This is a genomic window from Parafrankia soli, assembly GCF_001854695.1.
Classification (GTDB): domain Bacteria; phylum Actinomycetota; class Actinomycetes; order Frankiales; family Frankiaceae; genus Parafrankia; species Parafrankia soli.
The window spans coordinates 1-9,912 of record NZ_MAXA01000037.1 but is presented as its reverse complement, the minus strand read 5'-3'; the positions used below and the strand labels follow the sequence as shown (position 1 = coordinate 9,912).

Annotated in this window: 9 protein-coding genes and 1 pseudogene; 4 read left to right on the top strand and 6 right to left on the bottom strand. The window is 65.8% G+C overall.

Translation table 11 applies throughout. From position 1 onward, the window contains the following. Positions 1-174 precede the first annotated feature (174 nt). A complete protein-coding gene (locus tag BBK14_RS05355; RefSeq protein WP_241831155.1) occupies positions 175-1,086 on the top strand; it encodes a glycosyltransferase family 2 protein in 912 nt (303 codons plus the stop codon). Between the two features lie 354 nt (positions 1,087-1,440). On the opposite strand, the gene BBK14_RS05350 is transcribed toward BBK14_RS05355, so the two are convergent. The 4 genes from BBK14_RS05350 to BBK14_RS05335 all read right to left on the bottom strand — a co-directional run bounded on the left by BBK14_RS05350 (position 1,441) and on the right by BBK14_RS05335 (position 4,962). After that, positions 1,441-1,968, bottom strand: coding sequence for an SDR family NAD(P)-dependent oxidoreductase (locus BBK14_RS05350; RefSeq protein WP_338045423.1), 528 nt, complete (start codon positions 1,966-1,968; stop codon positions 1,441-1,443). Positions 1,969-2,123: 155 nt separating this feature from the next. Continuing rightward, positions 2,124-4,007: an HAD-IIIC family phosphatase gene (locus tag BBK14_RS05345; protein ID WP_083390737.1), complete on the bottom strand. Its 1,884-nt coding sequence runs from the start codon at positions 4,005-4,007 to the stop codon at positions 2,124-2,126. Continuing rightward, a complete protein-coding gene (locus BBK14_RS05340) occupies positions 4,004-4,630 on the bottom strand; it encodes a serine O-acetyltransferase (RefSeq protein WP_071060087.1) in 627 nt (208 codons plus the stop codon). Before BBK14_RS05340 ends, BBK14_RS05345 begins: the two co-directional genes overlap by 4 nt. A 92-nt stretch (positions 4,631-4,722) precedes the next feature. Beyond that, a complete protein-coding gene (locus tag BBK14_RS05335; RefSeq protein WP_071060086.1) occupies positions 4,723-4,962 on the bottom strand; it encodes an acyl carrier protein in 240 nt (79 codons plus the stop codon). 754 nt (positions 4,963-5,716) lie between these two features. Between BBK14_RS05335 and BBK14_RS05330 the strand changes: the two genes are divergently transcribed. Both BBK14_RS05330 and BBK14_RS34675 read left to right on the top strand, forming a co-directional pair. Beyond that, positions 5,717-6,610: an MATE family efflux transporter gene (locus tag BBK14_RS05330; RefSeq protein WP_131802168.1), complete on the top strand. Its 894-nt coding sequence runs from the start codon at positions 5,717-5,719 to the stop codon at positions 6,608-6,610. A gap of 715 nt (positions 6,611-7,325) precedes the next feature. After that, positions 7,326-7,757 (top strand): MerR family transcriptional regulator, encoded by a 432-nt coding sequence (locus BBK14_RS34675; RefSeq protein ID WP_241831154.1) that lies wholly within the window; start codon positions 7,326-7,328, stop codon positions 7,755-7,757. Between the two features lie 216 nt (positions 7,758-7,973). Here the strand turns inward: BBK14_RS34675 and BBK14_RS42010 are convergent, their stop codons facing one another. After that, complete coding sequence (locus BBK14_RS42010) at positions 7,974-8,285, bottom strand: transposase (protein WP_083390733.1); 312 nt, start codon at positions 8,283-8,285, stop codon at positions 7,974-7,976. A gap of 20 nt (positions 8,286-8,305) precedes the next feature. Between BBK14_RS42010 and BBK14_RS39590 the strand changes: the two are divergent. After that, positions 8,306-8,489, top strand: a pseudogene (locus BBK14_RS39590) (transposase); the annotation flags it as partial. A 717-nt stretch (positions 8,490-9,206) separates the two neighbouring features. Here BBK14_RS39590 and BBK14_RS05325 read toward each other — a convergent pair. After that, positions 9,207-9,912 (bottom strand): NAD-dependent epimerase/dehydratase family protein (locus BBK14_RS05325; RefSeq protein ID WP_083390732.1); only part of this gene is annotated, 706 nt, incomplete at its 5' end.

Here is a 9,912-nt window from a genome sequence, read left to right as displayed (position 1 = left end):
CACGCGGCCTGACCCCGCCTCGCCGACACCCAACCGACCAGCAACGCCGGCCGGGACCTCGACGTGCGATCCCACGGCATCACCGAACATTTACCATTGGTCAACATGCCCGATTGTCGGGTGATCCTCGTCGAGAACGACCGATGGACCCGAAATTGTTCCGTACCGGATGGCGTGACCGTTCTCCAGGGCCACGGCAACGTGGGTTATGGCACCGCCGTCAACATGGCCGTCAGTTACGCTACCGAAGACGGTCCAGCGCCGGGCTGGCTCCTGGTAGTCAACAGCGACGTCACAATTCCATCCGAGACCCAGGTGATGCTCCCGTATCTGCTCGCCGCCACCACACCGCCGGTCGACGTGATCGGGTTCGCGATGCGCGGGAGCGACGGGAACCACGGCCGCGGCACAGCAGTACTCCCCACGTGGAAGACGAACGCCTACACGGCGGTCCTCGGCGAGGCCGCCGCGGTCGCCCGCTGGCCCGAACTGAGGTACCCGATCGGCGCATTCTTCGCCATCCGCACGGAGACGTTCCACCGCCTCGGCGGCTTCGATCCCTCCTACTGGTTGTACTACGAGGAGACCGACCTGTTCGCTCGCCTGTACGCGGCTGGCGGCAACATCGTCTGGGCCGGCGACGCCATGCCTGTGATGCACGCCGGTGGTGAGTCCACTGGGCGATCAGGGCTGCTGTATGCCGAGCTCGGCCGATCTGCGGCGGTCTACGCGCGACGCCACCGGCACGTCCTCGGCCGGTCATGGCCGGCCGTCCACGCCGCCACGCTCTCTGTCCTCGCCACGCGCAAACTGGCGGCAGGTCGCCCGCACGACGCGCTGCGCGCGGCCAGGATCTTCACCGGGCTGATGACGGGTCTCACCAGGCCGGGTTGGGAGCCTGCGACCTCCTCACAGTGGGCGGCCGTCTCTGCACACGATCGCAGTCGCCTCGGCCGACTCCGGCCGGCGCGGCCCGGTGACCGGACACGATTGACGGCGTCCGATCAGAAGACGGGCGTCGGCACGCATCGCAGCCGGCGCTGCGCCGGCGCCCCCGCCACGTCCACGCGCAGGACCGCCAGGTAGCGCGTCGACAGACGATCTGATCATCGTTCGGCCATGCCGCAGGGCCGTTGACGTGGGTGAGAGTGGTCCGGCCGGACGGGCGGCGGTTGACAGGTCCGCGATCACAGCTTGCGCGCGGGTCGTATCACAACCTCCGACATCTCAGCTCCGGCTGGCAGTGCCACAGCGGCCACAACCAGGTTCGCGATGTCTCGAGGATGTACGAGCAGATCAGGGTTCCACGGTCGTCCCTCGTCGCGGAATATCTGTTCCTGCATAGGCGTCGCCGTTCGGCCAGGGAAGATGCTGCATACTCGCACTCCCGTGTCGACAATTTCGGCGCACAGCGCGTCGGCGACCGCGCGCAGTGCGTGCTTAATTAGTGGCCGCGTACTGACCGACGCCGGCCGCCGCGGACAGGCCTTGGGTCGAGTTGATGAAGACGACGTCGCCGTGCGCCGCAATGAGATCGGGAAGGAGTGTCTGGGTCAGTGCGTAGGGGGCGCGCACGTTGACCGCGAACTGCTCGTCGAAGTGAGTGACGGGGGCGTGGGCGAGAGAGTCGCGTCGGTGGACCCCGGCTGAATGCACAAGAATGGACACGCGGCCTACCTGACGCCGCGCAGCGGCCGACAGTCGATCACGATCGGCTTGATCGGTGAGGTCTGCGCGGTGCGGGTGGATGACACCGCCTGTGCACTCGGCCTCGATGGCCAGAGATCTCAGGGCAGGCTCGTCACGTCCGGTCGCGACGACCACAGCGCCTGCCGCCGCGAGCCGCAGGGCTGTTTCGCGGCCGATCCCGTGGGATGCGCCCGTGATGATCGCCCCGCGGCCACGCAGACCGAGCATGGCGCGGTTCGCACGTGCGGTTTCGATGGGTGATCCTGCGGCGGACGTCATGAGGTCGGCGCCTTTTCTCGCTGGCCAGCGACAGGGGCCCGCACGGATGGCTTCCGCCGATCCCGCCGGTGACGACTGTGGCGACAGCTACGCGTATGTGACGGTTGAGGTGGTCGATTGCGCGCCGTTCACTGGTTCGCGGTCCGAGGCCCGCCTCATGGAGTCGGGGCGAGCCGGATGAAGCCCGGGGGCGGTTTCGCCTGGTCGAGAGCGAGGCGCCAGGTGGTGGAGGGTGCTTCGTCCTCACCGGTCCGTTCGAAGCCGAGCCGCGGGTAGAGGTCCGCGACGAGCCCGTTCTTCGGGGAGGGATGGTAGGTGCCTCGTAGCGTGCGGGCGCCACGTTGCCGAGCGGCCTCGACCAACAGACCCAGCATCTCGTCCTCAAGGCTCCGGCCGATGACCCGGCAGCTCAGGAGCCAGGTATCGATGTCGACCATCGGTCCGCTGACACGCGCGGCGAGAACCCCGACCAGGCCGTGGTCACCGAAGCGGTCCGTGAGCCGGACGCAGACGGTGAGGACGTCGGGATCGGCGGCGAGTGTCCGAACTTCCGGCTCGCCACGACGGCGGCCAGTGACGTTGAACTGGTTAGTTTTGTTGATCAGTTGTGTGACGCGGGGAATGGTGAGCTCGTCAAGTGGCACGACCGTCGCGGTCATGTCGAGGTCGCGCAGGAAAGCGTCCAGGTCACCGGCGTCTCCGCGGAGTTCGGCGGCCCGAGCGAGGGCTTGGTACTGGGCGGTTCGGCTCCGGTCGACGGCGGTGATCGCACCGGTCTCGAAGTAGGGGTAGGAAGCGAGCGCCCGGACGTAGCCGTGGGGGTCCTCGGGGAGCTCCACGACGTCCACCTCGGGGAGCATCCGGCGGACGATGGCCCGCTCGGCGGGGTTGTCATCGACGAAGACGAGCGCATCGAGGCCGAGGTGCAGGGTTTCGGCGATGTCCCGGATCTGGGTCGGCTTGTCGTCCCAGCCAGCGGACAGGACGGCGATGTCCTCGGTGCGCAGTCGCATGTCCGGGTGGCGGGCGAACGCCTCGAGGGCGTCGGCGCGGTTGTTTTTGGAACAGACCGCGAGGACGACTCCGCGTTCTTGCAGTTCGAGGACATACTCCTGGAAGGCGGTGAAGGCCTCCCCGACCGGTCCGGCGCCGAGCGCGATGCCGGTAAGGCCGTCCTCACCGAGGACCCCGCCCCACAGCGTGTTGTCCAGGTCGAGGACCAGGCACTTGCGGCCACGGCCGAGCAGCCCTGCGATCACCGCACCGGTGTGGCGGGCCAGTAGCGGGACGCATCCCAGCGACACCGCCTGCTTGGCCCGGTGCCAGTAGCGGGCGTCGAACCAGGACTCGGCGCCGACCAAGGCGGCAAGACGTTCGCAGTCGACGACGGCCACGGTACTGCCGGCCGCCCGGCCGAGGGCCGCATTGAACCGGCGCAGCATCGCCAGACGAGAGGTCGGGAGCCGGGCGGCCACGTGTCCGAGGGCCACATCGGCCGGAATCGCGACGGTATGCTGGACCACCCGTGCCTCGCAACGTGTCGCCAGCGCATCCCACAGGCCGCGAAAGCGTTCCACCTCCGCGTCCACAGCGGCGTCGGCGGCGGCCGGGTCCGCCGGACGGGCGGGCAGTGACACGGTGCCGTGGTGAACAGCCAGTACCACGATGTCGGGATGGAACCGGTACAGGCCGCTGCCTGGATCGAGGATCTCGCGCTGGTACTGATCGTAGCCGGCCTCGTAAACCTCTACGGCGACCCCCGCCCGCGCCGCCGCCACGGGGAGCAACGCAGCGAACTGCGTCGTCGTGTAGCTGCCCAGCACAGCGACGCGGGCCGAACGAGGCAGGTCCGCGGCCGGGAGACAACGTCGGGCCACGCCCGCCGCGGCCAGCCAGGTGGCGAGGGTGGCGTCGGCGTCGATGGCCCGGAAGGCCAGGTGCAGCGCGCCGGTGGCGTCCCCGGTATCCGCCAGTGCGCGGGCGCGATCCAAAGCATCGCGGACATCGTCGTCACGCATGAGGCCCACTGGTGCCGTCATGATTCCTGCTCCTCGTCACGGCGATCGGTGCGTGTCTGGCCATCGCGATCGGAACGCGGCTCGGGCGTGGCGACCGGCGGGCGTGGCCGCATGACGCGGGCGGGCTGCGCGAACGCGGTCGACTCGCTGGGAAGGTCCACCGTGACGAGTGCCCCCGGCCCGATCTTCGCTCGGTCACCGATGGTGATCGGACCCAGCAGGCATGCTCCGGATCCGATCTCCACGCCGCGTCCGACGTGGGGGACGGCCGTACGGGGCGACGCCGATCCGGCGAGGCCGATCGTGACGTTGTGGCGGAGGATGCAGTCGTCACCGACCACGCTGAACGGCGGGATCTGAACGGCCTGGTGATGTCCGATGAGCACGCGGCGGCCGATCACGGCCTGCGGGGACACCTCGGCGCCGTAGAGGTTGCGGATGACCAGGTTGTTCACGGCCTTGCACAGCAGGCCGACAACGCGGGCGGCCGGGCCACCGTTAGCCATCGACCAGCGGGCCAGCCGGTAGACCAGCAGGACGTGGAAACCCGGGTGAGTCAGCGAGCCGTAATGGCGGTCGCGATCCTCCCGGAGGAGCGTCGTCAGACCGGCAGAGCTCGCGGCGCCACCGGTTCGGTCCTCCACTACCGAATCCGCCGGCGGGTCCACGCCAGGTGACGACGCGCCCGGTTCGGGGTTCCGCCAAGCAGTCAACATCCCGGGAAAGGTAGGCGCCGTCATGCGACCTGTGTCCGTGATTCCAGGAACCGCCGCAGCTCACCTACATCCGCGAAGCTCATCAGCTGATCATCCGTGAACCGTACACCGAACTCGTTCTCGATGGAGAACATGAGGTTGATGTGGGCGAGCGAGTCCCAGCCGGGGACATCACCCGCCGTTGTCGAGTCGTGGATGACCAGGTGGTCGTTTGCGAAAACCGAACGGAAGATCTCAAGTAGACGCGATTCAACGGTCATTGCGTACCTCGTCCATGTCGACATACCCCTGGCTTCTACTTGGCTGCCGATCCTTGTGCTGTGGCTGGCCGGCGAACCGTCGCGCTCCCTCGCGCGCCGACACACACGACCCTAACGTAAGGGTAGACTTGCCCTCATGAAGCGATCCCACCGGGTGGGGTGCGTTCTCCTCAACCAGCTGTCCCCGCCGGAAGGGACGTGGCGTCCGAGCAGGTCGCGGACCAGCCCTGGCTAGGTCCTGGTCGAGCGGCGATGCCTCCCCGCACGAAGGCGCGGACAGCGACACCATCGACCTGTCTGCTGCCCGCCAGGCCGTCCTCGACTACCCGTCGTCCCCCCTCGGATCCGGTACCCCCCTCACACCAGCCGCGCCTGGTCGCATGGTCCCGGGGCAGACAGGCACCGGTGTTCTTGCCACCGCGCCGCAGCCGCGCAGCAGGGGGGCGACCAAGGCCATGTGGACCGTCCTCGACCAGGTCGCGTCCAGCGGAACGAACGCCGCGATCAACTTCGTCATCGCGCGGCGGGTCAGCGCCGCTGAGTTCGGCGCGTTCGCCATCGCTTACACGATCTTCGCTCTGGTCATGGGACTGTCGCGAGCCGCCTCGACCACCCCTCTCGGCATCCACTACGCGACCGCCTCACCACCCGCCTTCCGGGTAGCGCGGCCCGCGCCGCGAGCGGCACGGCGCTCACCCTCGGCGTCATCAGCGGCGCGGTGCTCCTCGCCGCCGGCACGGCAAGCTCCGGCGCCTTGGGCTCGAATCTCGTGGCGATGGGCATCGTGATGCCCGCGCTGCTCGTCCAGGACTCCTGGCGCTACACGTTCTTTGCTGAGGGCCGCCCGGCTGCCGCACTCGCGAACGACCTCGTGTGGGCGACGACGATGGTGGCCGCCTTCGCGGCGCTACCCGCCCGTTTCGGCTCTGACGCGGCCTGCCTGGTTCTGGCCTGGGGTGCAGCCGCGGTGGTAGCCGCCCTCCTTGGCATCGCCCAGACACGGGCATGGCCTGATCCAAGACGCGCTATCCGCTGGTTCACAGCACACCGAGAGACAACCGGGTTCATGACCGCCGAGTACATCACCGTGCAGGGTGCGCAGCAGACCTCCACCCTGATCATCGGCATGTTCGGATCGCCATCGCTGGTGGGCGCGCTGCGAGGTATTCAGACACTGCTCGCGCCGACCACGAACCTGGCGGTCGCGCTGACCAGCTTCGCTATCCCGGAGTTCACGCGACGCCCGGACATGCCCCTCCGGACCAGAAGCCGTCTCGCCTACGCACTGTCCGCGGTGGTGGTGGCATCCAGCACGATCTGGGCGTTGGTCTTCCTGGTCCTCCCAGACGGGTTCGGCCGGGCGCTGCTCGGCGACACCTGGCTCCAGACCCGGGGCCTGCTCGGGCTCGCGATCGTCCAACAGGCAGGGCCAGCGCTCGCGGTCGGTCCCGCCGCCGTCCTCTACGCACTCGGCCGGACCCGGCTCACCTTTCGGATCAACCTGCGGTTCGCGCCGCTCCTGCTCGCCTGTCCGCTCATCGGGCTCCACCTCGGCGGAGCAAAGGGCGTCCTCGTCGGCTACATCATCGCGTTCTGGTCGACCATCCCCACCTGGATAATCCAACTACGGTGCCAGACCCAGCCCTGAGGGGAAACCTGTAGAAGATAGGCCATGTGTACCAGGGGGACACCCGGTAGCAGCCAGAACCAACAGGCCGGTGAACAGCAGCCGATCGCGAGCGCCAGAATGACCCCGGCGTCCTCACAGGATTCCTATACCCCGAATACACCGATCACCGAATAGCAAAATCTCTCGAAAGGACAGCGCGCACGATGACCCGTTGACCTCAATACCGCCAAGCCAATAAGCGATTCGGAAATTCATTTACGCGGATCAGTATGTTTCCCGATCCGAAGGTGAGTGTTTCGACGGCGAACGTCCCGAGGCCAGGAGCACCGGACAGTCACCCGAAAGGATTGGTCTCATCATGCAGAACAAGCCTGGAGTTCGGAGCCAACTCCGCCGCGGTGAGGACAAGCCGCGCGTTGAGACTGTTGCGTCGAGGTCGAGCTCCGCGGTGGAGGCGAGGACGCCACCGGCATCGGTCGTTGCCAGGGACACACCAGGGGACCCGGGCAACCGCCGACGCGGCCTCGGGCACCGACCATGCGCCGAACGGGACACAGGTGGTCAGGTTCGTCGGACGTCGACCTAGCATKCCGTCCCGTTGTTTCCAGGACGTAACCGTCGCCGCTCCGCTGGCCAACCACCGCGATACGCGGTTCGGACCCACTCAGAGTCTCCTGAGTGACGTATCGTGGCCATCGCAAAATCGACGCTAAAGTAGGGGATGATCTGGCCCGTGAGTCAAGGAAGCCACACCACAAGACAGTCGACAGCTGTTCTCCTGCAGATTGGTGAAGTCGCCGAACGCGTTCAACTGTCGCTGCGCACCGTTCGCTACTACGAAGAGGCTGGGCTGCTAACACCTGCGGGTCGCACCGACGGCGGATTTCGACTCTACGACGATAACGCGACCGACCGGCTACTTCTGATCAAAAAGATGAAACCACTCGGTTTCACCCTGGACGAGATCCGGGAACTACTCACTCTCCGTGATGACGTTCGCTGTCCCGGCCTAACCGAATCCCAACAGGAGGAGCTCCGGAAGGCAATGCGGACATGGTCCGCGCGGGCCGAGGAGAAGGCCGCGGCTCTGCGCGGGCAGATTCGTGTCGCCGAGAGCTTCGTCCACTGGCTACACGAACAGGTAGATGACCCACGGACCCGATGAAGCCAACCATTTTAGCTCGGGTCTCTCGCCTGATCCGAGATAGTTGCCGTTACGATTCGTCGGAAGCCCGCTCTGAACGCGCTGACATCCTCGTTCGAGGATAGCCTGGACCCGACCACCAACTGAGCCATGATCGAACGCCATGGTCTCTGCACCGAGCATCGAGTACTCCCMATTACGGCAGGCACGAGTGGAGTGGGCKAGGGCGGTTGGCCCTCACGTGGCGCCAGGCAGCACGGTGCGCGTATGAACGCTGGTGGACACGGTGAGTACACGGTTGGGGTCGTCGCGAAACGGCCGGGGTGTTGGTCGTTCGGCTTCCCGGACCCAGTTACGGAGCGACTGCCCCGAGAGTCCGTATTCCTTGGCCAGTTCCTCAGGCGTCCGACCAGCCCGAACGAAATCCACCATCTGTCGGCGGAACTCCTTGATATACGGCGGTTCTGATCGCGCACCTGCACTCCTCCCTGGGATCTTTATCTCAAAGAGCCAAGGTATGAACAAACACGGGCCAGCTTCAATCGTCATCGACCTGCTCGCGGTGAAGTTTCCCGACGGTCGAGGCGATTCTCACCGCGAAGGCCGATCTCAGCGCGTTCGCGGACTTCCCCGACCCGCACTGGCGCAAGATCTGGTCGAACACCCCCCGAACGGGTGAACCGGGAACTCGAGCGGCGAACGGACGTCGTCAAGATCTTCCCGAACTGGGAAGCGCTCCTGCGTATCGCAGGTCTCCGAACGCCGCTACCCCTCCGAGGAATCCATGCGCAAAATCGACAAGAAGCCCATCGGCGCCGCATCTGGAGAGAGCACGCCGGTCGTTCTCGACACGGCCGAGCTCACCGTCGCATAGTACCGAAGAACACAGAGCGGCATGCGAGCGAATCTACATCACTCCACAGGGCTCTGTCACCGAACATCTCGGTAGAAATATCCGCCAGCCTGGGTTCAGTCGAAGTGGCGACCTGCGCAAAACACGGCTACCCTGACACTGGATTAACATCCAGCCTTCTTTTCTCGTAGCATGGAGGAGCAATGAGGAAATTTATTCTGCGGGCAATCTATGGCTGCTGCGAAACCGTAGCCTCTCTTTCCTTGATGGTGTTGTACTACAGATCTGAACCGAGCCTACGGGCGCGCTGCGCCGATTTTAGGGAGCAGCACCCACGAAAAGCGGCTCATGACGTCGACGAGAAGTCGGAGAATCAGTATGGGGTGGTTGAGTGAGTTGACAAAATGCTACTCCAGGATTGAAGGAGTCAGGAGGGTGGTCGATCATTTGAATAAACGGACTACTTCAGGGTGGTCCGACTTCGCAGACGGTTTCCGGACCTGCGAGCAGCGCATCGTCAGCTACCGAGCGAACCATCAGCTCGTGGGGAACTGAATGAGGAGATCACCAGGACTCGCTCGAGACCACGGATTCAAGCTCTCTAACTGCTCGCGGGTTCAGGCTTCACGGAGGCCGGTCTCGGTGATAGTCCGACGGATGCCTTCCGACAAAGAGGTGGGATGCCAGCCGAGTTCCCTCTGCGCTTTGGATGAGTCGGGCGTGGCGTTCCAGAGCAAGTACTGAAGCTGGCAACGGGCGATCGGTGGTGGTCGACGGGTGATCTTAGCGACCGCCTCACCTGCCACAGCCATCGCAGTCATCACTGGTGTTGGAATAGTGATGACCGGTGCACGGCCACGACCAGCGACCTTGGCCACAGTCCGCGCGAGGTGCATCACCGTCGCATGCTCGTCGCAGAGGATGTAACGCTCGCCCGACCGTCCGCGTTCGGCGGCGAGCAAGTGCCCCTGGGCCAGACCCTCGGTGAAGACCACCCCAAACCCGCCCGAGGGGACGGCTGGTAGCAGTCCGCGCAGTACAGGACGGAACATCTGTGTCTCCATCGAGGCGTTACCGGTCGTGCCAAGGCCGTAAACTGTCGCTGAATTGGCGAAAACTACCTCCATGGCACCGGCCGTCGCGAGCACAGCCCGTTCGGCCTGCTGCTTCGACCGCTCATATGCCGTACTTTTCGCTCTGACGGCGAGATTCGTCTCGTCGAAATGGCCGCCTGGCGGCGCGTCGAATACATCGATCGTGCTGGTGTGGACCATGCGGATCACCCCGGTGGCCGCCGCGGCTCGAGTGAGATTCACCGATCCC